Annotated in this window: 24 protein-coding genes and 1 tRNA gene; 15 read left to right on the top strand and 10 right to left on the bottom strand. The window is 60.6% G+C overall.

What is annotated here, in order from left to right:
- Window positions 1–182 precede the first annotated feature (182 nt).
- Together M1E12_RS04530 and M1E12_RS04525 are read left to right on the top strand one after the other, a co-directional pair.
- A complete protein-coding gene (locus tag M1E12_RS04530; RefSeq protein WP_479563897.1) occupies window positions 183–767 on the top strand; it encodes a DUF6932 family protein in 585 nt (194 codons plus the stop codon).
- Window positions 764–1,726, top strand: a complete 963-nt coding sequence (locus M1E12_RS04525; RefSeq protein WP_479563896.1) for a hypothetical protein — start codon at window positions 764–766, stop codon at window positions 1,724–1,726. The genes M1E12_RS04530 and M1E12_RS04525 overlap by 4 nt, the downstream gene beginning before the upstream one ends.
- Window positions 1,727–1,907: 181 nt before the next feature.
- Here the strand turns inward: M1E12_RS04525 and M1E12_RS04520 are convergent, their stop codons facing one another.
- Window positions 1,908–2,603, bottom strand: a complete 696-nt coding sequence (locus M1E12_RS04520; RefSeq protein WP_479563895.1) for a proteasome protein — start codon at window positions 2,601–2,603, stop codon at window positions 1,908–1,910.
- Window positions 2,604–2,880: 277 nt separating this feature from the next.
- Window positions 2,881–3,765 (bottom strand): 4-hydroxy-tetrahydrodipicolinate synthase, encoded by an 885-nt coding sequence (gene dapA, locus M1E12_RS04515; protein ID WP_479563894.1) that lies wholly within the window; start codon window positions 3,763–3,765, stop codon window positions 2,881–2,883.
- A 220-nt stretch (window positions 3,766–3,985) separates the two neighbouring features.
- Here dapA and M1E12_RS04510 point away from each other — a divergent pair, with 220 nt between their 5' ends.
- Both M1E12_RS04510 and M1E12_RS04505 read left to right on the top strand, forming a co-directional pair.
- Window positions 3,986–6,055, top strand: a complete 2,070-nt coding sequence (locus M1E12_RS04510; RefSeq protein ID WP_479563893.1) for a lytic transglycosylase domain-containing protein — start codon at window positions 3,986–3,988, stop codon at window positions 6,053–6,055.
- A gap of 84 nt (window positions 6,056–6,139) precedes the next feature.
- Window positions 6,140–7,000, top strand: coding sequence for an alpha/beta fold hydrolase (locus M1E12_RS04505; protein ID WP_479563892.1), 861 nt, complete (start codon window positions 6,140–6,142; stop codon window positions 6,998–7,000).
- Between the two features lie 105 nt (window positions 7,001–7,105).
- Here M1E12_RS04505 and M1E12_RS04500 read toward each other — a convergent pair whose 3' ends face one another.
- On the bottom strand, window positions 7,106–8,125 hold the full coding sequence (locus M1E12_RS04500) for a porin (protein ID WP_479563891.1): 1,020 nt from the start codon (window positions 8,123–8,125) through the stop codon (window positions 7,106–7,108).
- 241 nt (window positions 8,126–8,366) lie between these two features.
- Window positions 8,367–8,457: transfer RNA gene (locus M1E12_RS04495), tRNA-Ser, on the bottom strand.
- Between the two features lie 593 nt (window positions 8,458–9,050).
- Between M1E12_RS04495 and M1E12_RS04490 the strand changes: the two genes are divergently transcribed.
- Together M1E12_RS04490 and M1E12_RS04485 are read left to right on the top strand one after the other, a co-directional pair.
- Complete coding sequence (locus tag M1E12_RS04490; protein WP_479563890.1) at window positions 9,051–10,052, top strand: porin; 1,002 nt, start codon at window positions 9,051–9,053, stop codon at window positions 10,050–10,052.
- Between the two features lie 300 nt (window positions 10,053–10,352).
- Window positions 10,353–11,285: a tyrosine-type recombinase/integrase gene (locus tag M1E12_RS04485; protein ID WP_479563889.1), complete on the top strand. Its 933-nt coding sequence runs from the start codon at window positions 10,353–10,355 to the stop codon at window positions 11,283–11,285.
- Between the two features lie 101 nt (window positions 11,286–11,386).
- Here the strand turns inward: M1E12_RS04485 and M1E12_RS04480 are convergent, their stop codons facing one another.
- Window positions 11,387–12,604, bottom strand: coding sequence for an NAD(P)/FAD-dependent oxidoreductase (locus M1E12_RS04480; RefSeq protein WP_479563888.1), 1,218 nt, complete (start codon window positions 12,602–12,604; stop codon window positions 11,387–11,389).
- A 331-nt stretch (window positions 12,605–12,935) separates the two neighbouring features.
- Here M1E12_RS04480 and M1E12_RS04475 point away from each other — a divergent pair, with 331 nt between their 5' ends.
- The 3 genes from M1E12_RS04475 to M1E12_RS04465 all read left to right on the top strand — a co-directional run bounded on the left by M1E12_RS04475 (window position 12,936) and on the right by M1E12_RS04465 (window position 15,121).
- A complete protein-coding gene (locus M1E12_RS04475; RefSeq protein ID WP_113461544.1) occupies window positions 12,936–13,289 on the top strand; it encodes a hypothetical protein in 354 nt (117 codons plus the stop codon).
- 195 nt (window positions 13,290–13,484) lie between these two features.
- On the top strand, window positions 13,485–13,901 hold the full coding sequence (locus M1E12_RS04470; RefSeq protein WP_113461545.1) for a PilZ domain-containing protein: 417 nt from the start codon (window positions 13,485–13,487) through the stop codon (window positions 13,899–13,901).
- Window positions 13,902–14,008: 107 nt separating this feature from the next.
- A complete protein-coding gene (locus tag M1E12_RS04465) occupies window positions 14,009–15,121 on the top strand; it encodes a pyridoxal phosphate-dependent aminotransferase (RefSeq protein ID WP_479563887.1) in 1,113 nt (370 codons plus the stop codon).
- A gap of 154 nt (window positions 15,122–15,275) precedes the next feature.
- On the opposite strand, the gene M1E12_RS04460 is transcribed toward M1E12_RS04465, so the two are convergent.
- The gene (locus tag M1E12_RS04460) at window positions 15,276–15,542 is read right to left on the bottom strand and encodes an SEL1-like repeat protein (RefSeq protein WP_113461547.1); all 267 of its coding nucleotides are present in this window, start codon (window positions 15,540–15,542) and stop codon (window positions 15,276–15,278) included.
- Window positions 15,543–16,052: 510 nt separating this feature from the next.
- Between M1E12_RS04460 and M1E12_RS04455 the strand changes: the two genes are divergently transcribed.
- Complete coding sequence (locus M1E12_RS04455; protein WP_479563886.1) at window positions 16,053–16,388, top strand: DUF2147 domain-containing protein; 336 nt, start codon at window positions 16,053–16,055, stop codon at window positions 16,386–16,388.
- A 71-nt stretch (window positions 16,389–16,459) separates the two neighbouring features.
- Here M1E12_RS04455 and M1E12_RS04450 read toward each other — a convergent pair whose 3' ends face one another.
- Complete coding sequence (locus M1E12_RS04450) at window positions 16,460–16,825, bottom strand: glyoxalase superfamily protein (RefSeq protein ID WP_479563885.1); 366 nt, start codon at window positions 16,823–16,825, stop codon at window positions 16,460–16,462.
- 268 nt (window positions 16,826–17,093) lie between these two features.
- Here M1E12_RS04450 and M1E12_RS04445 point away from each other — a divergent pair, with 268 nt between their 5' ends.
- Both M1E12_RS04445 and M1E12_RS04440 read left to right on the top strand, forming a co-directional pair.
- Window positions 17,094–17,264 (top strand): hypothetical protein, encoded by a 171-nt coding sequence (locus tag M1E12_RS04445; protein ID WP_479563884.1) that lies wholly within the window; start codon window positions 17,094–17,096, stop codon window positions 17,262–17,264.
- A 101-nt stretch (window positions 17,265–17,365) separates the two neighbouring features.
- Window positions 17,366–18,868 (top strand): AMP nucleosidase, encoded by a 1,503-nt coding sequence (locus tag M1E12_RS04440; protein WP_479563883.1) that lies wholly within the window; start codon window positions 17,366–17,368, stop codon window positions 18,866–18,868.
- Between the two features lie 39 nt (window positions 18,869–18,907).
- Here the strand turns inward: M1E12_RS04440 and M1E12_RS04435 are convergent, their stop codons facing one another.
- A complete protein-coding gene (locus M1E12_RS04435) occupies window positions 18,908–20,011 on the bottom strand; it encodes an aldo/keto reductase (protein WP_479563882.1) in 1,104 nt (367 codons plus the stop codon).
- Between the two features lie 98 nt (window positions 20,012–20,109).
- Here M1E12_RS04435 and M1E12_RS04430 point away from each other — a divergent pair, with 98 nt between their 5' ends.
- Complete coding sequence (locus tag M1E12_RS04430) at window positions 20,110–20,994, top strand: LysR family transcriptional regulator (protein WP_310237492.1); 885 nt, start codon at window positions 20,110–20,112, stop codon at window positions 20,992–20,994.
- Between the two features lie 51 nt (window positions 20,995–21,045).
- On the opposite strand, the gene M1E12_RS04425 is transcribed toward M1E12_RS04430, so the two are convergent.
- Window positions 21,046–22,005 carry a lysylphosphatidylglycerol synthase transmembrane domain-containing protein gene (locus M1E12_RS04425; protein WP_479563881.1) on the bottom strand — a complete coding sequence of 320 codons (960 nt, stop codon included), beginning with the start codon at window positions 22,003–22,005 and terminating at the stop codon, window positions 21,046–21,048.
- 83 nt (window positions 22,006–22,088) lie between these two features.
- Here M1E12_RS04425 and M1E12_RS04420 point away from each other — a divergent pair, with 83 nt between their 5' ends.
- Both M1E12_RS04420 and M1E12_RS04415 read left to right on the top strand, forming a co-directional pair.
- On the top strand, window positions 22,089–23,099 hold the full coding sequence (locus tag M1E12_RS04420; RefSeq protein WP_479563880.1) for a glycosyltransferase family 2 protein: 1,011 nt from the start codon (window positions 22,089–22,091) through the stop codon (window positions 23,097–23,099).
- Window positions 23,099–24,586 (top strand): glycosyltransferase family 39 protein, encoded by a 1,488-nt coding sequence (locus M1E12_RS04415; RefSeq protein WP_479563879.1) that lies wholly within the window; start codon window positions 23,099–23,101, stop codon window positions 24,584–24,586. Before M1E12_RS04420 ends, M1E12_RS04415 begins: the two co-directional genes overlap by 1 nt.
- Before the next feature lie 8 nt (window positions 24,587–24,594).
- Here the strand turns inward: M1E12_RS04415 and M1E12_RS04410 are convergent, their stop codons facing one another.
- Window positions 24,595–25,068 carry an OsmC family protein gene (locus tag M1E12_RS04410; protein WP_479563878.1) on the bottom strand — a complete coding sequence of 158 codons (474 nt, stop codon included), beginning with the start codon at window positions 25,066–25,068 and terminating at the stop codon, window positions 24,595–24,597.
- Window positions 25,069–25,199 lie beyond the last annotated feature (131 nt).

Genomic DNA, 25,199 nt, shown 5'->3' with positions numbered 1-25,199 from the left:
GCCCCGCATTTAGCCCCAGCGTGCAGTTGAACTGTCGGAATATTTTCTTAAAGTTGAAGGCCACATCTCTAAACCGGATAAATTGCACGATGGAAGCAACTGGGACCTTTTTTTGCGTCCGACATCATGAGCAATGTGCATGAAGTCATAAAGGTCTAGCTTCATGGGGGGGGGGGGGAACGATGCCGATACCTTCGTTTACAATCGACGGGGTGCTGCCGCCTTATGTTGGCCCAAATGGGCCGGGCGGCTCATTTGAGGATCTCAGTCCATACGAAGTTTCAGCGGTCGAAGTTGTCATCACGCTTGGAAACACCGAGAACCGTCGTGATATTCTCCGAAAATGGCTCAACTACCGAAGTCAGCTGCGCGATGCGGGCATTACAGAAGGCTTTCAATGGCTTGACGGTAGCTTCTTAGAGCAAAAGGAGCCGAATGATCTGGACACAGTGTCTTTCATTTATCGCCCAGCGATCGCCGTCCAATTAGAGGATTGGAATGCCTTCATCCACGGAAACTTTTCTCTTTTCGATCGAGGGTCGCTAAGGCAACAATTTCGCCTGGATAATCTGTTCATCGATCTACATGGTCACCCCGAGACCATCGTGGACGTGACTAGATATTACATGGGATTGTTCTCTCACCGCAGAGGCGACGATCTGTGGAAGGGCATGTTAAACGTTCGGTTAGAGAATGCACAGGATGACGCAGAGGCATTGGCGATTCTGGGAGCCGCCCCGTCAGTTGGAGGAGCTGTGACACCATGAGCTCAATTAGGAAGCTTGAACGGGATTATGCAAAGGCGGATCGGGCGGCCGTATTGGGTTTGCTTAATCGCATGAGGGACTCTGATCCGTTAACGCGACTTGGTCTTGAAGCTAGGCTTGCGGAGCTCAACACTCAAATTGAGGCGCAAGATCTTGAGCCCGAGGAAACGAACGCATCCGCAGCGCTCTTTTTTGGCGGTCGTCCTGTAATTGGTTCTCGCGGTATCGAAGCAGAATTCGGAACAGGCGCCGTCGCGACCTTCCAAGACCTCGTATCTAAGGTCCTAGCTAAAAACACTTCCGGATTGGGAATAAAGGGGCCGATCGCCAACAAGTCTGCCGCCTCCATGCATATCACCAACATTGTGCGGGGTTCGTTCGGATTTCTTTTGGAGGAAGTTCAAGACCAGGCCCAGTTGATTGACACCAGCCTCAAGAATGCAGTCGAAGAGGCTACGAAACTACTGGATGTCTTCGGCGCAGCCGACGAAGAGCGTTTTCAGACCACTGTTGTTGAAGTAGATCAGCGAATCCTTGGAACAGCGCGCGACTTCTTCGATCTGATGCGTCAGCACGGGGCTACACTTCGAATGGTAGCAGGAGAAAACGAATTCCAGTTCGGGTCCGAGGCGGTCGCACGTGGGTTTGAGCGCGCGAGTGGAACATTGATCGAGGAAGACGAGAAATACGTACAGGGGCAGCTAGCCGGCGTCCTTCCAAGTGCGCATCAGTTCGAGTTCCGCACTGAAGGCGGAGACCCTCTAAAGGGAAAAATCGACCCGAATTGGACAGCGACTGACCTAGTCACATGGAATAGGGAACTTGTCGGAGTTGAAGCAACGGCTCGACTGGCCGTAAAGCGAGTGCTCCGCCACGGTAAGCTTGCGCGCGAGAGTTACGTGCTCAAAGCAATAGCTACTTTGACTGACCGTGATGCGATTACTCGCTTTGAATCTTGAAGTTGTAACGGCACAGACTGCACCTTAACGCATTGTCAGCCGTAGAACTTGCCCCTCAATCAAATGCCGGCGTCTCCGCCTGCCTTGAGTAATTCAGTCAGTTCATCAGCCCTGCACGCTCCGGCTCGGCCTCCAGCGTCGCCATCAGCGGCAGACCAGCGGCACATTATCCGCCCCCCCCTCAATCAAACACATCCCCGATCACCTTCTGCTCGGCCTTTTCCCATTTGCGCACGAGGGTCGCGACCTCCTCGATCTCCTTGTCGCTCAGATGATGGGCGCCGTCGGCGTCGATGCGGCAGAGGCTGAAGGGTTTGCCGACGCTGGCCGAGGTGAGGTCGAGCGCCTGCAGCACGCGCAGGACGGCGGCGCAGCCGAAGCGGGTGGAGCGTTCCGTCAGATGGAAGTGGGAGAGAAGCGCGCCTGCCTGCTGGGCCATGGGCGCGCCGCTGCCGATCGCGTGGAAACCGATATCGGCATAGTGGCCGATCATGCCCGACGGCGTGATCTCGATGATCCAGGGCTCGCCATCCCGCCAGCCGGCGGCCATGACATAGGCCGAGGGCGTGCCGTCGCCCTCCTCGCCCGGCACATCGGGAATGAAGGTCTCGTAGTGGTGGCGCAGAATCGGCAGGACCTGAGCCTGCAGGGCGCGGCCGATATCGGGGGCTTCCAGGATCGCGGCGCTGTTTTCGGTGAAGAGCCGGGCGACATCGGTCAGCACCGAGCGCGCGCCGCTGCCGCCCCAGGCGGCATCCTTGCCGAGCGGATGCAGCTTTTCGGCCGGATAGGTCATGCCCCGCCCCTTGTCGGTGATCTGGGAATCCGATCCCAGCACCACGCCATCTTTGCACACGGTGGCAAGCACGACAGTCATCTGGCACTCCTCTTCGATGTCTCGTCCGCTGGGCTTCGCGACGGCGGAAAAAAACCCGCCACGGCGCAAAGCCCGCCCGGCTATACGCCTGCGGGGGCCGTGTCGTTCCCATCAGGGAACATGTTTTCTGGCGGACGGCCCGTTTGTGCTGGATCGGAAGCGCGGCTCGCCCAAGCGCTTCGTGAAAATCAAGAGGGCGCCTCGGCCGGGGATCGCGACGACGGCAGGCCCTTGAAACTAAAAGGCCGGCGTCTCCGCCGGCCTTGAGGTCATTTGCTCAGTTCATCAGCCCTGCATGCTTCAGTGCCGCATCGATCGCCCCTTCCGTCGAGGCCTCCAGCGTTGCCATCAGCGGCAGGCGGACGGTGCGGTTCATGCCGCGGGTGCGGTTCAGCGCATATTTCGCGCCGCAGAGGCCGGGCTCGAGGAAGATCGCCTTGTGCAGCGGCATCAGGCGGTCCTGATAGGTGAGTGCCTTGGCATAATCGCCAGCCAGCGTTGCTGCCTGGAATTCGGCACAGAGGCGCGGGGCTACATTGGCGGTGACGGAAATGCAGCCGACGCCGCCATGGGCGTTGAAGCCGAGGGCCGTGGCGTCCTCGCCCGAGAGCTGGACGAAATCCGGGCCACAGGTGATGCGCTGTTCGGAGACGCGCTCGATCTTGCCGGTCGCATCCTTTACGCCGACGATGTTCTTGTGCGCCTTGGCGAGCGCCCCCATCGTCTCCGGCGACATGTCGATGACCGAGCGGCCGGGAATGTTGTAGATGATGATCGGCAGCGAGACGGCTTCGGCGATCGCCTTGTAATGGGCGATCAGGCCCTTCTGGGTCGGCTTGTTGTAATAGGGGGTGACGACCAGCAGCGCATCGGCGCCGACGGCTTCGGCATGCTGGGCAAGCTCGATCGCTTCCACCGTGTTGTTGGAGCCGGCGCCGGCAATGACCGGCACGCGCTTGGCGGCGACTTCCACGCAGAGCTCGACCACCCGCTTGTGCTCGTCATGGGAGAGCGTCGGCGATTCCCCCGTGGTGCCGACCGGCACGAGACCGGAGGATCCCTCGGAAATCTGCCATTCCACATGGGCGGCAAAGGCTTGCTCGTCGACCGCGCCCTCGCTCGTGAAGGGCGTGACGAGTGCGGGAATGGATCCCTGATACATGCAATGAACTCCCCGGGGCCGAGATTCACGCTTCGGCCGCATTCTGAAACTAAATCGGGGGCACATTACTTCGCACCTTCGGGTGCGACAAGCGCATGCAAGGGAGATTTGTGACGGTTTTCCGGGGCTTCGTTCGAGAGAATGTGATCGATCACGTCAAGGCTTTGTTAACCCCGTTCTCGGCCTACTTCCCGCGTGGTGCTATGATTGCGGTGTGTGGATGAAAACGACCTTTCTCAGAGCTTCCGTTCTCGGCCTCGGCCTTGCCGTGTCGTCGCTGCCGGCGCATGGCCAGCAACCCGCTTCCGTGCCCGTGCCCGCTGTCAAGCCGCTCGGCTTTGCACCGACCAGGGCGACACCCCCTTCCTTCGAGACCACAGGCGCCATTCCGCGCGGAGAGCGGCTTGCCGCCGTCAATCCGCAGCTGAAAGCCGGTCTTGACGCGCTTTCCGACCGCGACGGCGCAGAGGCGATCGCCATTCGCAACCGCATGCCCAACAGCCTCGACCGGCAGATGCTGACCTGGTCGATCGCGATGTCTGGCCTGCGCGACGTGCCGGCGGTGGAAATCGCCGCCGCCCAGCGGCAGCTTACCGGCTGGCCGGGCTTGAAAGCCTTCCGCGCCAATTCCGAAAAGGCCCTCTTCCGCGAAAACCCAGCACCTTCCGCCGTTCTGGCCGCGTTTGGAGACACGGCGCCCGAGACGACCGAAGGCACGATACTGCTTGCCCGCGCCCACCTCGCAGAGGGTGACAAGGCCAAGGCCCTAAGCCTGATCCGCAATCTCTGGCGCACGGAAGCGCTGGATGAAGCGGCGGAAGACAAGATCATGGCCGAGTTTTCCGGTCTGCTGACGACCGCAGACCACCGCGCGCGCATGGATTATCTGATGTATCGCGAGCGGGCGAGCCAGGCGAAACGGTTCTCGACGCTCGGCGAGGCGCAGTCGCTCTACAAGGCCTGGGCCGGGCTGATTGCACGCGCCCGCAATGTCGATGCACTGATCTCCGCGGTCGACAAGTCCTGGGCGAAGGACCCGGCCTATCTCTTCATCCGGCTTGAAAACCTGCGGCGCAAACAGGAATTCGAAGCCGCCGCCAAGCTGATCGAGCAGATGCCGCGCGACCCCAAGGTGCTGATCAATGGCGGCGCCTGGTGGGACGAGCAGCGCATCGTCGCCCGCGGGCTTGCCGATCTCGGCCAATATCGCGAGGCCTACCGGATCGTCTCACGCCACGTGGCGACCGAGGCGACTGACGTGGCGGACGCCGAATTCCACGCCGGCTGGTATGCGCTGCGGGCGCTGAACGATCCGAAGACCGCAAGCCGGCATTTCGGCCGCATCCTCGAGGTCTCCAACCGGCCGCTTTCGGCAAGCCGCGCCTGGTATTGGCTGGGCCGCGCGTCGGAAGTTGCCAAGGACGGCAAGGCGCGCGACTATTTCGCCCGCGCCGCACAGCATTCCAGCACGTTTTACGGTCAGCTCGCCGCCGCCCGCATCGATCGCGGTGGAATTGAGATCCCCTATCCGCGCCCGAGCAGCGCCGACCGCGCCCGCTTCGAGGGCCGCGAAGCGATCCAGGCCATCGCCCGCTACGAGGCCGCCGGCCATGGCTGGCGGGCGCAGAGCCTCTACCGGGCGCTCGCCGATCAGCTGGACAGCCCCGGAGAACTGGCCCTCTTGAGCGCACGCGCCGAGAAATCCGAGGGTGGGCATCAATTGTCGCTGCAGATCGGCAAGACGGCCTATGCACGGGGGATCAATGTGCCGGCCCTCGCCTTCCCCGTCGGCGTCATCCCGTCGTCGGCCAATATTGCAGGTTCCGGCAAGGCGCTGGCTTACGCCATCGCCCGCCAGGAAAGCGCCTTCAACCCGGCCGCCGTCTCCCCGGCCGATGCGCGCGGACTGTTGCAGCTTCTGCCCTCGACGGCCAAGGGGGTGGCGGCGCGGCATGGCATTGCCTATGCCCCGGAAAAGCTGACGCGGGATGCCGGCTTCAACGCCACGCTTGGCGCGCATTATCTCGGCGAGCAGATCGACGCCTTCGGCGGCTCCTATATCCTGACCTTCATCGCCTATAATGCCGGTCCGCGCAAAGTGCCGGAATGGATCGACCGCTATGGCGATCCGCGCGGCAAGTCGATCGACGAGGTCGTCGACTGGATCGAGCGCATCCCCTTCCCGGAGACGCGCAACTACGTCATGCGGGTCATGGAGAATTACCAGGTATACAAGAGCCGGCTCGGCCAGAAGACCGACATCGTGCACGACCTGCGCTTCGGGCGATAGCGCCCCCGCCTCCCCTGATTGGTGGATGACCGGAGGCATTACCTCCGCTAGGCTCCCGTCAGTTTCTTTATGCGGGGAGAGCCCATGAGCGAGAGCATCGACCACTTCGTAACCGTTCCCGACGGCCTCAGGCTGCATGTGCGCATCCATGGCGAGGGCAATGGCGGCATACCGGTCGCCTGCCTGCCGGGCCTAACCCGCAATGTGCTCGATTTCGAGGATCTCGCCCGAATTCTGGCGGCAGCGCCCTATCATCGCAGGGTGATCGCTATCGCATCCCGCGGCCGCGGCTTGTCGGACCGGGACCCGCAGCCGGAGCACTATACGATCCCGGTCGAGGCCGGCGATGTGATCAGCGTGCTCGACCAGTTGGGCATTGAAACGGCAGACTTTATCGGCACCTCCCGCGGCGGCCTCATCCTGCATGTGCTGGCGATGGCACATCTCGAGCGGATCGAGCGCATCGTGCTGAACGATATCGGTCCGGTGCTGGAGGTAGAGGGTTTAAAGCAGATCCAGGGCTATCTCGGCAGCCGGCGGGCTCCGACTACCTTCAGCGAGGCCGCGGAGATCTTGCAAGCGACGCATGGCGCGGAGTTTCCAGCGCTCGGCGCCGAAGACTGGGCCGGCATGGCGCGAGCGCTCTATCGAGAGATCGAGGGCAAATTGGTGGCAGATTTCGACCCCCCGATTGCCGAGCAGTTCCGCGCCGCCGATCTCGCCCAGGGGCTGCCGGACCTCTGGCCGCAATTCGGCTTGCTTGTCGACAAGCGCGTGATGGTGGTTCGGGGCGCGTTCTCGCGGCTGCTGTCGCGCGAGACAGTGGAGGAAATGCGGCGCCGCCACCCAGGGCTCGTCGCCGTCGAGGCCGGAGGCCAGGGCCATGCGCCGATGTTGCATCTGGATGGACTGGCGGAGATGATCGCAGCGTTTCTGGCGCGGTGAGGCGCGGCAGCCGAGCGGATAGGAGCGTCTGGAAGTGCTGTCGCTTATTGAAAAAGAAAAGCCCGGCACAGCGCCGGGCTTCCCTTATCCGATCTGGAGATCGAATTAGAACGAACGGGTCAGGCGAACGAAGCCAGACCATTCGCCGTCAGCAGCTGCGTCTTCGTCGTAATAGTCAACCGTGGCAGATGCAGTGAGACCGCTTGCAAGCTTGTATTCAGCAAGCAGGCCAGCACCCCAAGCTTCGTTGCCATCGACGAAGTCAACGTCGCTCCAGTAGGAAACCGAAGGAGTAATCTTCAGCTTGTCGGTTGCGTTGAAGCCGTAAGCAGCGCCAACGGTCCATTCAGCAACAGCAGCGTAGGTCGAAGCATCAGAAGCGTAACCGGCATACAGCTCGAAGGTGCCCGGACCGATGTCGGCCGAGACTTCGCCGACGACGAGTCCTTCTTCAGCTTCGAAATCGTAGGCAGCCCACATCGAGAGGGTTGCTACGCCGAGCGTGGCAGAAGCGTAACCCTGAATGCCAACGCCGGCACGCGCTACGCCTGTGACCGCTTCGTTGACGTCAGCCGAGCTGAGGTCATCGATACCGAGGCCGACGGTGAACGCGTCGGACGAGTAGGTGTAGCTGGCAGCATTGAACTTGGCGTTCGAAATGAAGCCATCGGTTTCGCCAGCAAGGCCTACGTCATCAAGATAGGTGTAGAAGTAACCGACCTTGAAGCCGCCAACGGTGATGTAGGCAGAGTCGAGAGCTGCGTTACCTGCGGTGTTGTCCGAGTCGTCTTCGCCGTAGCCTTCGAAGCGGATGTAGGAACCGATGGTGCCGATTTCCGAGTCGTTCTTGGCTTCGAATGCAACGCGTGCACGGACGCCAGATTCCCAGTCGTCGCCTTCGTCGTTCTGGTTATCGCTGAAGCTTACGCCGACGCGAACTTCGCCAGAGATCTTGAGGCAGGTTTCGGTGCCGGGGATGTAGAAGTAGCCGGTGCCGAAGGCGTCGCAAACGCGAACGTATTCCATGGGCTCGGGCTCAGCAGCGACGATTGCGTCAGCAGCCTGAGCGCCGGAAACTACTGCGAGAGCAGCAGCGGAGCCGAGAAGAAGGCTCTTGATGTTCATTATTGACCTCCAGTCAATTATAGCGGCGAAGGCGCCGCCCTGAAGGAATAATCACCTTTTTTTCAATGGCTTGGTTGTTTCCAGCGAGGCACCGCTCGCAGCGAGCCGGCCGTTGGGTACAGAACTGGTGCTGATTAAACGCCCGTCAGCGCAGCTCCTGGCGCTCAGGCAAGCTGCCGGAACAAGGCACGCGGCAGCCGCGTGCGAGGCTCAGGGAGATTTTGTGAGGGAAAAGATCTGATGGCGGAGAGGAAGGGATTCGAACCCTCGATACGCTTTTGACGTATACTCCCTTAGCAGGGGAGCGCCTTCGACCACTCGGCCACCTCTCCGGTGCCGCCTGATTATTTGCTTGAATCAGCGATTGCAAGGCCTTTTCTCCGCTCTCAACATTTTAGCGAAGGCGATGCGACCGCGCGTTTTTGCTCGGCAAGACGAATCGTCCGTGACTCGCGACATGATTCTGCCGCCGCGCAGACCTGCTTCAGCCGATTTTGTGTGTCATCACGTTATAAAGGAGCGATCGCGGCTGCGACCCTGGCGCGAGCGATGATGGTTTTAAGTGCAACTTTTCGCCGAATTCTGTCTCAAAACGGGAAAGCGAGCGTAGGGCCGCCACTACGAACGGCCGTCGAAAACCCTCGATAAGCGCCGGTTTTGGCTGGCTTTTCTTAACGAAACCTAAATGAATGGAGGGGTGCGTGGGTGACTTTGTGGCGTTTGAGCAACAGCGCAGCCGGAAGGGTGGCAGCTTTTCCACCATTCCACTCTTTGGTGATTGCATGACCGACGGGGTTTTGTATTTTCAACCTCGGAAGCGAGGCGGTGGATCGTCCGTCTTCTGAAACCGACGGGGATGGGGCAGGGAATGCTGTCCTTCAGCCAAATAACCCAGACCCATACGAAACTTGACTGGAGGTCAATAATGAACATCAAGAGCCTTCTTCTCGGCTCCGCTGCTGCTCTCGCAGTAGTTTCCGGCGCTCAGGCTGCTGACGCAATCGTCGCTGCTGAGCCCGAGCCCATGGAATACGTTCGCGTTTGCGACGCCTTTGGCACCGGCTACTTCTACATCCCCGGCACCGAAACCTGCCTCAAGATCGGCGGCGAAGTTCGCGTGACCCTCTCGGCTAACGAGAACAACGCGCCGTTCGGCACGCCTGCAAATGACGACTTCGACAGCGCAGTTCGCGCTCGTCTCGCCTTCGAAGCCAAGAACGACTCCGAAATCGGCACGATCGGCTCCTATATCCGCATTCAGGCTGACAGCCAGGGCGCTTCTACGACAGACGTCGGCGTTACGCTTGATCAGGCCTACATCACTGTTGGTGGTTTCAAGGTCGGTCGTTCTCTGACCTGGGCTGATGACTGGGGTCTCGCCGGCGAGTCTGACTCGTTCTTCGGCAATGCCAAGTTCAACACTGCTACCTACACCTACTCTTCTGACGCCTTCACGGTCGGTCTCGGCGTAGACGATCTGTCGGACGAGTTCGCCGACAATGAAGTTGGTCTGGAAGGCGTTGTTTCGGCTTCGCTCGGCATGGCAACTGTAACGGTCAACGGCGTTTATGACTTCGGTTCCGAAGAGGGCGCAATCGCTGGCGTTCTCGCTGCTGACGTCGGTCCGGGCACGTTCGCTCTTGCCGCTGCTTGGGCTTCTGGTCAGTCGGTTGGCTACGACTTCACGTCCGAGTGGACGGTTGGCGCTGCTTACACCTTCCAGGCTACCGAGAAGTTCTTCATCACGCCGCAGGTTGTTTACTGGGGTGACTATGACTTCACCGGTTCTGATGCCTGGGGCGCTGACCTCTTCGTCGAATACAAGATGGCTGCTGGCCTGACTGCTTCGGCCGATGTTCGTTATCGCGACCTCGAAGACGGCGACAGCAACTGGGATGGCTTCGTTCGCCTGACCCGTTCGTTCTAATCCACAGCGGATTAACGAAAAAGTGTGGGGTTCGGCTTGTCAAAGGCCGGACCCCTTTCGGCCATCCGGAGATCAATTCGTCTTCTGTCGGAAATTCAATGGCTTGAGCCGGGCGTCTGCCCGCAAGATCTGAACGAAAGGACATTAATCGACAGCATTCAGACGGCTCGAAGCGAGCCACTCCGAAAAAGTTTGTGCCGTTCTGCACTATACTTTTTATAAGATATAACGATATGTACGCCCGTGGGGACGGGCGGTGAGCTCGTCCGCGTGCTCGCCAAAGGGAAATTTGGGGGATACATGCAGGTGGAAATGCCGGCCGTGAAGGGTTTTGACGTCTTTAAAGGCGTGCCCGATTATTCGGTTCATTATCAGTACAGTCAGGGAACGATCCTGCACGAGGTGCGCGATACCAATTTACGCGAACTGTTCGGCAAATATGGCGACCTGTTGTGGATGAATGGCAGCCACAAATATAACGTAACCAATTTTATCGGAGAGCTTCACGATCTCCTTGATTTTCCGAGTTTCTCGACTTTTTCCCAGGAGATGCTCGACCAATTGATCGGCAAATTGCGCAAACGCGGTAACAGCAACGCCACCATCAATCGAAAGATGGCGGCCTTAAGCAAACTGCTGCGAAAGGCGTACAAGATGGGAGACGTTCACAGTCTGCCGGAATTCAAGCGTCAGAAAGAGAAGGCAGGGCGAATCCGCTTTCTCGACAGGGATGAGGAAGACCTCCTGTTTTCCGAAATCCGGGCGCATTCTGAACTTTACTACCGGTTCTGCCTCTTCCTGGTGGATAGCGGCGCGCGTCTCAGCGAAGGTCTGAACCTGCGTTGGGGCGACATACACAAGGATCGCGTGACCTTCTGGGTGACGAAATCGGGCCGGTCGCGTTCGGTTCCGCTCACGCAGCGAGCCTTCGCGGCCATCGAAGCCTCGGATAGGCGTTACTCCGGCCCGTTCGCGGAAATCGACCAACAGCGTTTCCGCATTGCCTGGCACAATGCCAAGGATGCCGTCGGCTTTGCCGATGACAAGGATGTGGTGCCTCACGTGCTGCGCCACACCTGCGCATCGCGTCTCGTGCAGGGCGGGATCGATATCCGTCGCGTGCAGATGTGGCTCGGTCACCAGACCCTGACCATGACCATGCGCTATGCGCATCTGGCGTCACATGATCTCGACATGTGCGTTCCCATCCTGGAGCGCGCTGCCACCGTTTGAGTGACGCACCAGTTTTCAGTCTCAAGGGCCGGCTTTGACCGGCCCTTTCCTTTTCCGCGAATGCTCCCCTGCCCCGCCGCGAGATCGGCAAATGGGCTCTGTCAGGCCAGAAGGCTTTTCAGATCCAGTTCCGGATCGGAAATCAGATCGGGATCGACGGGCTTGCCGAGCTCCAGCAGCTTCTTGCCGGTCACATAGGCCTTGGCATCGTTGATCGCGTCGACCGCGATGAAGTCGCTTCCCTTAAAATACCAGATGGAGAGGCTTCCCTCGCGGGCGCCCGGGCGAACGACGGTCCGGTCGTAACCCAGATTGAAGCCCGCGATCTGGAGCTTCACGTCATACTGATCCGACCAGAACCAGGGTTTCGGATCATAGGGTGCGGACCCGCCGGCCAATACGGCCGCAATCGCCTCTGCCTGATCCACGGCATTCTGCACGGATTCAAGCCTGACGGACTGGCCCTTCCAATCCTGCACGACACAATCGCCGGCAGCATAGATCTGTGGATCAGTTGTGCGGCCGAAACCATCCACGACGATGCCGTTTTGAACCTCAAGCCCGGCATCGGCGGCGAGCTGGTCGTTCGGCGTGACGCCGATCCCGACAATCACCATGTCCGCGTCGATCACACGACCGTTAGAAAGTTCTGCGGCCTTCACCCGGCCCTCGTCGCCAATCAGACGGGTGAGCCCTGTCCCCTCGAGGATCACGACACCCTCGCCTTCATGAATTTTCCGGATCGCATCGGCGGTTTCATGGGCGGCAACGCGGGCGAGGATCCGGTCTGCCATTTCGATCAGCGTGACCTCAAGTCCCAGCTTGCGCGCCACCGCGGCAGCCTCAAGCCCGATATAACCGCCGCCGACAATGAGCAGCCGGTGCCCGGGCTTCATCTCGGTCGCCAGCCGATCGGCATCGGCCTTGTCCCGCACGGTGAAGACGCCATCGAGCGCACCGCCGATCGCTGCCGGCAGTTTTCGCGGGGTTGCGCCGGTTGCGATCACGAGCGTCTCATAGGCAATTTCGCTGCCATCGAAGAGACGCACCAGATGGTTAGGACGGTCGATCGCCTCGACAGGTGTGGAGAGGCGGATTTCGACGTCGTTCTCGCCGTACCAGGCTTCCGGCCGAAACAGCAGCCGGTCGAAGCTCATTTCGCCGAGCAGATACTTTTTCGATAGCGGCGGGCGTTGATAGGGCAGCACCGGCTCGCTGCCGAGGATGGTGATCGGTCTGTCGTCTTTCAGAGCTCTCAGCTTTGCAGCAAGCGCAAAACCTGCCTGCCCTGCCCCGACAATCACCAGTCGTCCCGTCACGCGCCGCACTCCCGAATGCCACCATTTAGAATCGCGTCGGCCGGACCGGCGGCGATGCCATGCAGGAAGGCCTAGCCTTGTGGCGATTTTCGGTCAAGTTTGGCCCGCTGGGACAAAGTGGAACAGACGCGCCTTCAGGACCCGCGGCACTCAGCCTGCTTTCCCGCCCAGGCTCCTCATCACTTGTCGAAATGAGACAGCGGCAAAGTCGGGAAGCGTTTGTCTCCATGGGGAAAATTTCACATCGCTTGCAATCGAGCCACTTTCTGCACCATCCGGTAACGACCTTGCCGTAACCTCTTCTTACAATGTGACACGGTGGGAGGGTGACATGCCCTTGCAAAGAATACCGGACGCAAGATCGGACATCCCTCGGGATCAGATGTTCGAGAAATTCAAGATCGATCGCCCCGGCAAGATCGTCTTTGTCGGCCATCATCTCAGCATGGCGAAAACCCAGCGCTGCCTGATCCGCACCATCTCGCTTTATGGCGCCGAACTCGAAGTCTCGCCGCATGTCATCGTTCCCGCAAATTTCTTCCTGGAAATCCTCGGGATCCGCGATCACATCGGCTGCACCCTCATCCGGCGCGAAGCCGAGAAGCTCACGATCGGCTTCAACATGCTGATCGACCCCGAGTTTCTCCATCATGTCGTCCGGCTGTCCTTCGAGACCAGCCACTGAGGGCATCGCGCCGACCGAGAGCGCCGGCCTTGGACCACTCTTTCCGTCGCAGCCGCGTGCGCGTCAGCCCTTCCCCCGCACAGCCATCAGATTGAAACGTAATATTCGGCATCGTTAAAACTTGATCGAAGTTCTTGATGCTAATGCAAATAATCACCTCCACAGTGCGACTAACAGGAAGTGGGGGTGACGGACATGGCGATGGAAAATGCGACGCATCTGGCCGGGGTTCGTTCGGAGATGTACGAACGGAAGTGGGAACGCTTCTATGTCCGCCGGCCGGCCAAGGTCATGTCGGTCAGGCCCGGCCTGACGGGCATCACGATACGCAGCTGCGAAGTGGTCGACATCTCGCAAGGCGGTGCGGCGCTCGAATTGACGACCGCAATCGGCCTTTCCTCCCATTATTATCTGCAGATCGTCGGTCTGGCCGACAGGATCGGCTGTGCGGAGGCCTATCGCAACGGCAATCGCGTCGGTGTGAAATTCATCGCGCCGATCTCCGAACACATGCTGCACAGGATCGTTCGCGCCGACTTCCTCCTGGGCGATGAGATCAAGGCACCGATCAGGCCCTTCCAGAACGGTAACGGGGCCCGGCTCGGCCGCTGAGACAATCGATCATCACCGATCTGTTCGCGGCGGATCCGGCCTTGCGCCGGAGCCAAGGCCACCTATTGTGAGCGGATCTTGATCGATATGTCGGATGCCGCCTCGCAATGACCGCTTTTTCCCGTTTCACGCCGCTTGCCGCCTCCCTGCCCGCCACCGTCCCCTTCGTAGGGCCAGAAGCCATTGAAAGGCAGCGCGCTCTTGCCGTCAGCGCCCGCATCGGCGCCAATGAGAGCGGCTTCGGACCCTCGCCCGCCGTGCTCGTTGCGATCGCCGAAAAGGCCGGTGAGATCTGGAAATACAATGATCCCGAAAATCATGCCCTGAAGGTGGCGCTTGCCGCGCATCTCGGGCTGCAGCCTTCGAACTTTGTCATCGGCGAAGGCATCGACGATCTGCTCGGCCTGATCGTCCGCCTCGTCATCGAGCCGGGCATGCCGGTCGTCACCTCGCTGGGCGCCTATCCGACCTTCAACTTCCATGTGAACGGTTTCGGTGGACGCCTCGTCACGGCACCGTATCGGGACGACCGGGAGGATCTGGATGCGCTTCTCAAGCTCGTAAAGCAGGAGGACGCGCCACTCGTCTATTTCGCCAATCCCGACAATCCGATGGGCAGCTGGTGGGATGCGCAAGACGTCATCGCCTTCGCCCGCGCCCTGCCCCCGACCACGCTTCTCGTCCTTGACGAAGCCTATAGCGAAACGGCACCTAAAGGTTCGATCCCCGCTGCCGATGCGTTGATCGATCTGCCGAACGTGATCCGCACCCGGACCTTTTCCAAGGCCTATGGCCTGGCCGGTGCGCGTGTCGGCTATGGAATCGGCACGCCCGGGACCGTTTCGGCCTTCGACAAGATCCGCAACCATTTCGGCATGCCCCGCCTGTCCACCGAAGCGGCATTGGCTGCGCTTGCCGATCAGGCCTACCTCGTGGAGGTCGTCGGGCGGATCAAGGCTGCGCGCGAGCGGATTGCGGGCATCGCCAAGGCAAACGGGCTCACACCCCTGCCCTCGGCCACCAATTTCGTCGCCATCGATGCCGGGCGAGACGGCGTCTATGCCCGTGCGATCGTCGACGGTCTGATGGAGCATGGCGTCTTCATCCGCATGCCGGGCGTCGCTCCGCTCAACCGTTGCATCCGCGTCTCCACCGGTCTGCCCGCGGATCTCGACCTCTTCGAAGAGGCGCTGCCGAAGGTGCTGAAGGCGATCGGCTGACCGTGGCACAATGAAAAAGACCGCGCCGGCCTTGTTCCTGCCGGTCGCGGTCTTGATGAAGTGTTGGCCCTGGCCCCGTCCAAAGGTCCCCGCCACGTTCCCCACTCGGGTTATTCTTGTTGAAGGCTCCTGCCGCGGTCGCGGCCGGAATTGATTAGTGCATGGTCATCCATTCGCGGGCGGCACGAAGCGCCTCGGCGAGTTGCACCTTGCTCATGGTCTGGGCGAGATCGGCGCGCAGTTCGGCAGCGCGGTCACAGCCCTTGATCGCAGCGATGTTCAGCCATTTGTGGGCCGAGACGAGATCGACCGGGCAACCGCGGCCGGTTGCATACATCAGGCCCATGTCGCGGAAGACGTCAGCCCGGGTTTCGCCACCCATCGTGGCATTTTCGGAATTGTGCATTTCAAAGCGTGCCATTGGTTTTGTCCCTGTTTGCCTAGTTTCTCGGTCGTCCCTGTTTTCCCTTGCGGGCCCTTCCGAAGCGGCGCCGGCTCTTTGTCCGGTCATTCTCGCTTGGGTCGGGTTTGGCGGGGTTTTTCCCTGCTCGTTTGATGGGTCCACTATGCCAAAGGGCTTTTGAAAGTCGCTTAAAATGCATCCTTAATTTGCTGAAAACAAAGTACAAAAGCTTCGTAAACTTCGGATTCCGTTAAGTATCACATCCCCTGCAACCCAAGGCATTCCGCTCAAAATTTACGAAAGCTTCACGCTGGCAAATTAACGGAATCCTCACCACGTTTTCCGAAGCGATTTTGGAAAAGTGCTGGATTTCCAGCGAATGGCAGCTTTCCACGCCTCCGTTTTCGGGGCGCATTGCTTTTTACCTTTACGTGTGCGTAAGATAATTCTTAACCGTTGGACCGGCTGCGGAGAGGACCGTCTCCGGCCACGGGAGCGAACCATCATCTCGGGAGGAGAGATCAGACCATGCGTTCCATCATCATTGCGGCAGCGCTTGCACTTTCGGCCATGACGGCCCAGGCCGCCGAGCCCATCGAAGGCAACTGGAAGACCGCGTCCGGCGCCACGGCCCAGATCGCTCCCTGCGGCGGCGCCTTCTGCGTGACGCTGAAGAGCGGCAAGCACAATGGCAAGCAGATCGGCAAGATGTCCGGCTCGGGCGACAGCTACAAGGGCGAGATCACCGATCCGGAAACTGACAAGACCTATGCCGGCTCCGGCTCCGTTTCCGGCAATTCGCTGAAGATGAAGGGCTGCGTCATGGCCGTGCTCTGCAAGAGCCAGACCTGGACGCGCCTCTAAGACCGCGAGACATCAAGACAGGAAGGGGCGCCGGCTGACACCGGCGCCCCCTTTTTGTTTCGAAGCTGCGATCAAAGACGCTGACCGACGTCGATGCGATTGCCGTCCGAATCCTCGAACACGAAGGCGCGCAGACCGTAGTCCTTGTCCTGCAAGCGCTTGACGACCTTTAGGCCGCGCTGTTGCACGAGCGCATGAAGCTGGTCGATGCCCTCGACCATCATGTGGGCGATGTTGAAGTCGGCCGCCTTGTGGTTCTTTTGAAGCGTCAGGTGAAGTTCGGCCGAGTCGCGCTCCAGAATGACGAAGCCGACGGGATCGCCGTTTTCGAACACCGGTTTGAAACCGAGCAGATCCACGTAGAACGCCTTGGCGCGTTCGATATCCTTCACCGGCAAGGTCGCCGCGATACGCGCCAAACCGGAGCCGAACTTCATTTGTATCAGTCATGGGAAAACACCAGTCGCCGGCACTGCCCTTCCGACGCTGACGGTGCAGCAGTCGCGAATAAGCCCGGCGGGAAAGACTGGCGAGACGGTGCCCGCCAAGGAGATCTTATCCCGACCCCGCTCGAAGAAACAAGGAGAGGCGTGGGTTTGGCTCGCAGCGGTTAACCCTTCTGAATGCCAGATGAACTGAGGTCTCAGATCACGTTCAGCGCCGCCGCGCTAAAACCCTTTCATCGGACTGGAAAGGAGCAAGGACATGGCCAAGCTGGCACGGCGTTTCACCATCATCTCCCTGAGCATGGCGCTCTTTGCCTTCATGTTTGCCCAACTCGTCGTCAACAACCAGCCAACCGTCCGGCACCTCTCTTCGGGCCTCGTTGCGAGCTGCGCGCCAACCGGCCTCAACAGCTGCCGTCCGACCTTCTGAGTTTCCGCTGACGCAGGGCAGCCTATAGGACCCCTCGAGAAATCTTGTCGCTCGACCGCCGACGTCGTTTGCTTGTCAAGTTTCGTTTCCTATAATGCGTCATGAACACACGAATCTTGTCCCCAGCACCGCAGAACTCCATCAGCCCCGAGCCTTTCCAGCCTCAGGTGTTTACCGACGCCACAGCCGCGGTTGACGCTCTGACCGAGCTTTATGATCGCAACACCACTTTCCTGATCGACGCCTTTTCGGCGCTCGCCAAGGGCGGTGCGATCGAAGGGCGGTACCGCGCCTTCTATCCGCAGGTGAGCATCGAAACGACGAGCTTCGGTCACGTCGACAGCCGCCTCTCCTACGGCCACGTCACCTCGCCCGGCATCTACACCACGACGATCACCCGGCCGCAGCTCTTCCGCCATTATCTGAAGGAACAGCTCGCGCTTCTGATGCGCAATCACCAGGTGCCGATCACGGTTTCCGAATCCTCGACCCCGATCCCGCTGCATTTCGCCTTCGGGGAAGGCGCCCATGTGGAAGCCTCGGCCGGCGGCCTCGTCGACATGCAGCTGCGCGACATCTTCGATACGCCTGACCTCACGGTCACGGATGACGAGATTGCCAATGGCGAATACGAGCCCCTGCCCGGCGAACCGCATCCGCTCGCCCCGTTCACGGCGCAGCGCATCGACTATTCGCTGGCGCGCCTGTCGCACTACACGGCAACGGGCGCCAATCATTTCCAGAACTTCGTGCTGTTCACGAACTACCAGTTCTACGTCGACGAGTTCTGCGCCTATGCCCGCAAGCTGATGGCCGAAGGCGGCAGCGACTACACGGCCTTCGTCGAGCCCGGCAATATCCTGACACCGTCGGGCCATTCGGAACCGACCGAAGGCGTGGCGCTCGGGCGCCTGCCGCAAATGCCGGCCTATCATCTGAAGAAGAAGGGCCATGGCGGCATCACCATGGTCAATATCGGCGTCGGACCGTCAAATGCCAAGACAATTACCGACCACATCGCGGTGCTGCGCCCGCATGCCTGGCTGATGCTCGGCCATTGCGCCGGGCTGCGAAACAGCCAGCGACTCGGCGATTACGTGCTCGCACACGCCTATATGCGCGAAGACCATGTTCTCGATGACGACCTGCCCGTCTGGGTGCCGATCCCGGCGCTCTCGGAAGTGCAGCTGGCGCTTGAAGACGCGGTCGAGGAAATCACCGGTTACGAGGGCTTCGAGCTCAAGCGCATTATGCGCACCGGCACGGTCGCGACCATCGACAACCGCAACTGGGAACTGCGCGACCAGCGCGGCCCGGTGAAGCGGCTTTCCCAGGCCCGCGCCATCGCACTCGACATGGAATCGGCCACGATCGCCGCCAACGGCTTCCGCTTCCGTGTGCCCTACGGAACTCTGCTCTGCGTCTCCGACAAGCCGCTGCATGGCGAATTGAAGCTGCCCGGCATGGCGACGGCCTTCTACAAAACCCAGGTCAGCCAGCATCTGCAGATCGGCATCCGGGCGCTGGAAAAGCTCGGCGCCATGCCGACCGAGGCGCTGCATTCGCGCAAGCTTCGAAGCTTCTTCGAGACGGCGTTTCAGTGACAAGATCAAGCGGGCGGCTCACAAGCCGCCCGCTTTCGTTCAGGCTCTTTGCCAGGCCGACACGCTTGTACCACCGAAGCGAGCTTCGGAGGGCATCTTGAAGATGAAGTAGGGATTGAGCAGCGGCAGCGCGCTCACCTCATCGAGCCTGCGCAGTTGATCCTCGTTGAAGGTGATGTCGAGCGCGGCCATGTTCTGGGTCAATTGCTCGACGCGGCTGGCACCCACAAGTACCGATGAGACCCCCTTGCGTCCGGTGACCCAGGCAAGCGCGACTTCTGCCGGAGACCGGCCGAGTTCAGCGGCCACCTCCTTCACGACATCAACGATCGCGAAATTGCGCTCGGTGAACAGCATGCCGCCATAGGGATTATCCCCGTTCAGCCGGCCGTCACTTTCGCTCTCGGCGCTCTTCGCACCGCTGTCGGGCAGTTCTGTTGGCCGGTTTGCGTGCTCCAGCATACGGCGGTCGTATTTGCCGGTAAGCAGACCGAAAGCCAGGGGGCTCCAAGGCACGAGGCCCATGCCGAATTCGGCTGCCGCCGGCAAGATTTCCAAGTCGACGCCGCGCTCGATCAGCGAATGGCCGTATTGCAGACCGATCGGGACCGGTAGTCCATGGGCGGCCGCGAGCGTCGCCACCTTCGCGACATACCAGGCCGGCGTGTTGGAGAAGCCATAATGCAGGATCTTGCCGGCGCGCACGGCCCGGGTGAGCGTTTCCAGAACGTCTTCCGCCGGCGTCACCTGATCCCAGACATGCATCCAGTACATGTCGATGTAATCGGTCTGGAGCCGTGACAACGAGCCCTCGATGCCCAGCCGGATATTTTTGGCTCCGTTGCCGCCCCAGAGCGGCGTGCCCTGGCCACGGGGAAACCCGGATTTGGTTGCAATGACCAGACGGTCGCGCAGACCGCTGTCGGCAACGAACCGACCCAGCATTTCTTCGCTCTGCCCTCCGGAATAGATGTCGGCTGTATCGAGAAAATTACCTCCGGCCGCGACATAGGTATCGAACAGCTCTCTCGATACCTTCTCCCCTGCACCCCAACGCTCGGCGCCGAAGGTCATGGTCCCCAGTGCCAGCGGACTAACGATCAGGCCCGAACGACCCAGCGTGCGATAATCTCTAAGGTTCATGTTGAAGCTCCATGGTTTGCGTTCACCAAGAGATAAACCGGCATCCCCGTGAGGATTACCGCTTGCCGACCGTACGGGCTTGTGAGCAAAGTTCAGGAATGGAACGCAACGACCTCAACGATCTGCTCGCCTTCGCCACGGTGGCCCAGGAACGCAGCTTCACGCGCGCCGCTGCGAAGCTCGGCATTTCGGCCTCCGCGCTCAGCCACGCCATGCGCAATCTCGAGGCGCGCCTCGATGTGCGACTGCTGGCCCGGACCACGCGCAGCGTCGCGCCCACCGAAGCCGGTGCGCGATTACTGGATACGGTCTCTCCTGCGATCGCCCAGATCGATGAGGGCCTGGCGGCTCTCGCGCATTGGCGCGAACGTGTCTCCGGAAAGGTGAAGATCACCGCCTCCACCTATGCGGCGCAGACGATCCTACTCCGCAAGCTTCCGGCATTCCTGCTGGCTCATCCGGATGTGCATGTCGAGATAAATGTCGAAGACGGTCTCACCGACATCGTGGCGGCGGGCTTCGATGCGGGCATCAGATTTCACATGTCAGTCGATAAGGACATGATCGCCATCCCCGTCGGCCCCGCCTTGAGAGCTGTCATCGTGGGCACGCCGAGTTATTTCGACCGGTACCCGCAGCCGCGCGTGCCGTCAGATCTGCATGATCATGTCTGCGTTGGTTTTCGGTTGAAATCCGGCGCCATTATGCCCTGGGATCTGGAGGAAGCCGGCCGCGAATTTCAGATCCGACCGACCGTCCAGTTCGTCGCCAATGACGGTTCTCTGATGGCCGCGGCCGTCCGCGCCGGTGCGGCACTCGGCTATATGATGGAAGAGGAAGTCGTTGAGGAGATCGCCGATGGTCGCCTGATCCAGGTGCTGGATCGATGGTGCGTGCCCTTTCCAGGTCTCCATCTTTACCACCCCAGCCGACGCCAATCTCCGCCGGCGCTGCGCGCGCTGATATCGGCATTGCGAGAGTGATCGAGAACACGAAGCGTACTCGAATGCGAGGTTACAACTTGGAATTCACGGTCATAACTTTTTCGACGGCGCAATCAGGACCGCGAGCCCGGTCCCCACGAAGGCCGATATCAGGATCAGAAGGTGGGCGTTGACGGCCGCCTTGCCGATCTGAGCCAGGGTCGCAGAAGAAGCATCGGCGCCGAAGGACAGGGCCCCGGCGACAATGCCGGCGGGATAGGTGCCCACGCCGCCCGGCGCATGCACCGGCAGCACGGAAGAGAGTTCGCCGCCGAGCGCCCCACCGAAGCTTGCGGCGATCGGCGCCACGTCCATCAGGCGCAGCACCCAGGCCAGCACCACGACTTTCACACCCCAGTTGAGAAGCGTCGCGCCCCAGGCACGCAGGAAGGCGACAGGGCTTGCCGGCAGTCCGTTTTCGATTTCATCGACCATGGTCTGCAGACGTTTTGGCAGGCGGCTCGAGAGCTTCAGGATCGGAGTTTTCAGCGCGAAAAGCGGGATCGGCGCCAGCAGGAAGGCGAGCCAGAGAAGGAGCGCTGGGAGGGCCCAGTCTTTGCCGATGACGAGACCGATGCCGGCGGCGGCCAGCAGCGCATGCAGGTCCAGTAGGCGCATGACCAGCAGGGCCGCCGTTGCGCGCGCAAGCGGCATGCCGAATTCCGAGCGCATCAGAAGCGGAAAGCTGGCCTCGCCCGAGCGCAGCGGCAGCATGATGTTGAGAAGGTTGTGAACGAGCGTCAGCCTCAGCAGGCGACGGAACTGGCCTTCAGTTTCGCGCGGAAAATAATCCGCGACGCGCCAGCAGCGAACGACATAGGTCGCGACCAGCAGGATCAGGGCAGTCAAGAGCGGCGCGATCCCGATCGCAGACAGCTCGGAGGCCAGGGCGCGCATGCCGAAGGCGATCTGAAGAAAGGCCACATAGGCGATCAGTGTCGCGGCGGTCACGAGCCACATGCGATTGCGGTGGAACCACCGCTCCTGGCTGGCATCCTGATTCGATTTCATATAGTCGTGCACCCACACTTGGTCCCGGCCGCCTTAGCACGAATTGCCAAGGCGGGACCATCGGGTCGACATGGAGTTTATGCGTGAGTGCTGTGATCGAAACGGGCCTGGAAACCGTCCCAGGGATAGAAGCTCCAGAGCTCTCCCTCGTGGTGCCGATCTTCAATGAAGAAGAAAGCGTCGGCCCGCTGATCGAGCGGGTCATGGACGCCATGGCGGCCTATCCTGGCGCCTGGGAACTGGTACTGGTGGATGACGGTAGCGCCGACCGGACCCTTCTGACCGCTCGCGGCTATCTCAGCCGCCCGGGCCTCGATCTCAAGATCGTCGAACTGCAGCGGAATTTCGGCCAGACGGCTGCCATGCAGGCGGGCATCGACACGGCTCGCGGCCGCTTGATCGCCACACTCGACGGCGATCTGCAGAACGACCCGAAGGACATCCCGACAATGGTCCAGGCGCTGGAAGAGCGCGAGCTCGACCTGCTCGTCGGCTGGCGCAAGAACCGCAAGGACGGTCTCGTCCTGCGCAAGGTCCCGTCCTGGTGTGCCAACTATCTGATCGGCCGCATCACGGGCGTCAAACTGCACGACTATGGCTGCAGCCTGAAGATCTACCGCGCCTCGGTCATCAAGCAGGTCAAGCTGATGGGCGAGATGCACCGCTTCATCCCCGCCTGGGTCGCGAGCGTCGTGCCAAGCTCACGCATCGGCGAGATGGAAGTGACCCATCATGCCCGCCAGCACGGGACATCGAAATATGGCATCTCCCGCACATTCCGCGTGATCCTCGATCTGCTCTCGGTCATGTTCTTCATGCGCTACAAGGCGCGGCCGGGGCACTTCTTCGGCTCTCTCGGCCTCGGCACCGGCTTCTTGAGCGCGCTGATCCTCGCCTGGCTCTTCATCGAAAAGGTCATCTTCGGCGAGGACATCGGCGGCCGACCGCTGCTGATCCTCGGCTTCATGCTCTTCCTGTCGTCCGTCCAGCTGATCACCACCGGCATCCTCGCCGAGATGATCGCTCGGACCTATTACCGCGATGATGCCCAGCCCAACTACATCGTGCGGACGGTGTTTCGGAAAGCAGTGTAATGCTGACGGGTTGGATTGAGCGCGGACTGCGGCTGGGATCTTCCATCCTCGGGATCTTCGCCATTTATTACATTGCCCAGTTCATCGTCCGGCTCGTCCTGCCGGATGGCCTGCGTATCGACGAAGCCCAGCAGGTCTTCCTGTCGCAATGGCTGGCGGCGGGCTATGACGCGCAGCCACCCCTCTACAATTGGATCCAGCAACTGACTTTCTTATTGGTCGGAAATTATCTGGTCGGACTTGCCGTATTGAAGTCCGTTGTGCTGTTCGCGATCCTCACAACCTATTACTTTCTTGGCCGGTTGCTGGCGAAGAAGGAATCCTCCGCGGCTCTCGCGACGCTGGGCTTGTTTCTCATTCCACAAATGTTCTGGCAGGCGCAGCGTGACCTGACGCATACGACCGCGACCATGCTGGTGCTAAACCTGATGATGATTGCGGCCATCCTCGTCTTGAAGTCGCCCAGCTTGCGAAACTACCTGCTGCTCGGGGCGGCCATTGGTCTCGGGATGTTGACCAAGTACAATTTCGCGCTCTTTCTCCCCGCTCTTGGCGTCGCTGTACTGCTTCATCCGGAGGGGCGCGCCCGCATATTCGACTGGCGTCTTCTCGCGGCCGCGGTCGTAGCTGCAATGATCATCCTGCCGCATGCCCTCTGGTTCATCGATAACCTCAAGGTCGCGTCTTCCGTCACCATTGCACGCATGGGCGAGGAAGCAGGCAGCACCAGCCGGGTCGGCGAGATCCTCATCGGTCTTGGCAATCTTGCAGCCATCACAGTCGTCATCGCCCTGCCGGCGGTCGCGGCTCTGGGTCTAGCCTTCGGCAGGACTGCCCCACGGTCGTGGAAGACTGGCACCGTCGAAAGCCGGTTCATCGGCAGCTTTCTGCTGGCAGTCCTGGGGATACTCATCCTTCTAATCGTGGCAGTCACCTTCACCACCATCCGCGATCGCTGGATGCTGCCGCTGCTGCAGTTGCTCCCGCTCTATCTCGTCCTCAAGCTCGAAGCCCAAGGACTTGACCCAGATGCCGCGCTCCGGCGGTTGATGCCGGTGGCACTTGGCATCATCGTTCTTTTGCCTATCGCAACGTTCATCGCCGGGTCGCGATCGACCTCCCATTACCAGCAGCCATACGGCGCCTTCCACGATGCCTTCCTCGAGCGAGAGCAAGTCGCGCCTGCCGTGATCGCCACGCCGGATTGGACTGCAGCCGGAAATCTGAAGATGCGTTGGCCGGATGCCGTCGTGATTTCCACCCAGTTTCTCAATCTGCAAAGCTCGAACGATCTATCCGCGGCAAATCCAGTGGCGCTGATCTGGCGCGGCCAATCAGGGTCGCCGCCCCAGGTTCTGGTGGATTGGGCGAGATCTACTGTCGGCGCTGACGTCTCCACTGCGCCGACGAAAGAGATTACGCTGCCTTTTCTGGGACACCCGGACAAGCAGGCACCGCCCTTCCACTACATCCTGATCAAGCGATGACCTGAGGATCAGGCCTCGACAATCTCCGCCTGGCAGCGCACTGGGAAATTCACGGAATTGGCGATGAAGCATTTTTCATGCGCGTCGCCATGCAGTTCGAGAGCGAGCTCCGGGAAGGTTCCGCGCTTGATCGTGACACGGGGCTTCAGCAGCACGTCGATGAAGCGGCCCGTGCCGTCTGCGTCCATCTCCATGACGCCCTCCGCGTGATCCTCGTAGGCCGTCACGATGACGCCGGAGACGGCACAGAAATGCAGGTACCAGAGCTTGTGACAGGCCGAGAGGGACGCAAGGAAGAGGTCTTCCGGGTTCCAGCGCGCCGGGTCGCCGCGAAAGGCCGGATCGGAAGACGCGAGAATGTCCGGCTTGCCGTCGGCCGATATGATGTGGTCGCGGCCGTAATCGCGGTAGCCAGAGGTCCCTGTTCCGGCATTTCCCTGCCATGTGACGGTCACCCGGTATTCATGCCGCTTCTCGCCCATCGGCGCTGCCCCTCATCCTGACGAATCCGCCATTATCATAGGTGGCCGACACGAAGGCGCAAAGCGCGTCGACCTGCGAATTTTTCCGATCCGGCTCTTGCGATGATAATTCTACGATATATCTTAGATGC

The sequence above is a fragment of the Rhizobium sp. K33 genome (genome assembly GCF_056501445.1).
The sequence above is the reverse complement of the archived record's forward strand: the minus strand, read 5'-3'. Positions and strand labels throughout refer to the sequence as shown.

Excerpts from the sequence above, each read along its gene's own strand:
- M1E12_RS04530 (WP_479563897.1), top strand. The coding sequence starts at position 183 with ATGCCGATACCTTCGTTTACAATCGACGGGGTGCTGCCGCCTTATGTT.
- M1E12_RS04525 (WP_479563896.1), top strand. The coding sequence starts at position 764 with ATGAGCTCAATTAGGAAGCTTGAACGGGATTATGCAAAGGCGGATCGG.
- M1E12_RS04520 (WP_479563895.1), bottom strand. The coding sequence starts at position 2,603 with ATGACTGTCGTGCTTGCCACCGTGTGCAAAGATGGCGTGGTGCTGGGA.
- dapA (WP_479563894.1), bottom strand. The coding sequence starts at position 3,765 with ATGTATCAGGGATCCATTCCCGCACTCGTCACGCCCTTCACGAGCGAG.
- M1E12_RS04510 (WP_479563893.1), top strand. The coding sequence starts at position 3,986 with ATGAAAACGACCTTTCTCAGAGCTTCCGTTCTCGGCCTCGGCCTTGCC.
- M1E12_RS04505 (WP_479563892.1), top strand. The coding sequence starts at position 6,140 with ATGAGCGAGAGCATCGACCACTTCGTAACCGTTCCCGACGGCCTCAGG.
- M1E12_RS04500 (WP_479563891.1), bottom strand. The coding sequence starts at position 8,125 with ATGAACATCAAGAGCCTTCTTCTCGGCTCCGCTGCTGCTCTCGCAGTA.
- M1E12_RS04490 (WP_479563890.1), top strand. The coding sequence starts at position 9,051 with ATGAACATCAAGAGCCTTCTTCTCGGCTCCGCTGCTGCTCTCGCAGTA.
- M1E12_RS04485 (WP_479563889.1), top strand. The coding sequence starts at position 10,353 with ATGCAGGTGGAAATGCCGGCCGTGAAGGGTTTTGACGTCTTTAAAGGC.
- M1E12_RS04475 (WP_113461544.1), top strand. The coding sequence starts at position 12,936 with ATGCCCTTGCAAAGAATACCGGACGCAAGATCGGACATCCCTCGGGAT.
- M1E12_RS04470 (WP_113461545.1), top strand. The coding sequence starts at position 13,485 with ATGGCGATGGAAAATGCGACGCATCTGGCCGGGGTTCGTTCGGAGATG.
- M1E12_RS04465 (WP_479563887.1), top strand. The coding sequence starts at position 14,009 with ATGACCGCTTTTTCCCGTTTCACGCCGCTTGCCGCCTCCCTGCCCGCC.
- M1E12_RS04460 (WP_113461547.1), bottom strand. The coding sequence starts at position 15,542 with ATGGCACGCTTTGAAATGCACAATTCCGAAAATGCCACGATGGGTGGC.
- M1E12_RS04455 (WP_479563886.1), top strand. The coding sequence starts at position 16,053 with ATGCGTTCCATCATCATTGCGGCAGCGCTTGCACTTTCGGCCATGACG.
- M1E12_RS04450 (WP_479563885.1), bottom strand. The coding sequence starts at position 16,825 with ATGAAGTTCGGCTCCGGTTTGGCGCGTATCGCGGCGACCTTGCCGGTG.
- M1E12_RS04445 (WP_479563884.1), top strand. The coding sequence starts at position 17,094 with ATGGCCAAGCTGGCACGGCGTTTCACCATCATCTCCCTGAGCATGGCG.
- M1E12_RS04440 (WP_479563883.1), top strand. The coding sequence starts at position 17,366 with ATGAACACACGAATCTTGTCCCCAGCACCGCAGAACTCCATCAGCCCC.
- M1E12_RS04435 (WP_479563882.1), bottom strand. The coding sequence starts at position 20,011 with ATGAACCTTAGAGATTATCGCACGCTGGGTCGTTCGGGCCTGATCGTT.
- M1E12_RS04430 (WP_310237492.1), top strand. The coding sequence starts at position 20,110 with ATGGAACGCAACGACCTCAACGATCTGCTCGCCTTCGCCACGGTGGCC.
- M1E12_RS04425 (WP_479563881.1), bottom strand. The coding sequence starts at position 22,005 with ATGAAATCGAATCAGGATGCCAGCCAGGAGCGGTGGTTCCACCGCAAT.
- M1E12_RS04415 (WP_479563879.1), top strand. The coding sequence starts at position 23,099 with ATGCTGACGGGTTGGATTGAGCGCGGACTGCGGCTGGGATCTTCCATC.
- M1E12_RS04410 (WP_479563878.1), bottom strand. The coding sequence starts at position 25,068 with ATGGGCGAGAAGCGGCATGAATACCGGGTGACCGTCACATGGCAGGGA.